1 protein-coding gene is annotated in these 591 nt (G+C 77.7%); it reads right to left on the bottom strand.

The genetic code is table 11. The annotated features are described in order from the left end of the window. Positions 1 to 591: FUSC family protein (locus EEJ42_RS31005; protein ID WP_148082058.1), on the bottom strand; the 591-nt coding region annotated here is incomplete at both ends.

Raw genomic sequence — 591 nt, 5'->3', positions numbered from 1 at the left:
GGCGCGGGGTCCGCGGCCGGGTTGCCCGCGAGCCGCCGCGCGGCGTCGGCGGCGCAGCGCCGTACGGACTCCAGGGCGCGCCGGATCCACGCGTCGGTCGCGGCGTGGGTGGTCACCGGGAGCACGAGCGCCACGGCCAGTCCCGCCCCGGCCGCGCCGATGGCGGTCTGCTCCAGGCGCAGCGCGAGCAGCCCGGGGTGCAGCACGCCGAGCAGGCCGTACAGCAGCCCGGCCATCAGCGTCACGAAGAACACCATCCAGCTGTACGACAGCGGCGCGGTGTAGAAGATCCCGAAGACGCAGGCGGCGACGAGGACGGCGGTGGGCGCCGGGGCGCCGTGCAGCGGTATGGCGACGGCGAGCCCGGCCGCGATGCCGCTGACGGTGCCGACGACCCGGCGGAAGCCGCGTACCAGCGTCTCGCCGCGCGAGGCGGTGTTGACGAAGATCCACCAAGCGGTGCCGACGGCCCAGTACCACCGCTCGCCGGAGAGGGCCTGGCCGGCGGCGAGCGCGAACGCGCAGGCGGCGGCCGCCTGGAAGGCCTGCCGGGTGGCGGGCCGTGCCAGGCCCCGCCCACCCGGCGGCGCG

The organism is Streptomyces botrytidirepellens, from assembly GCF_003721215.1.
Lineage (GTDB): Bacteria > Actinomycetota > Actinomycetes > Streptomycetales > Streptomycetaceae > Streptomyces > Streptomyces himastatinicus.
Note: the sequence above shows the minus strand (reverse complement) of the source record. Positions and strands in the feature narration are given on the sequence as shown.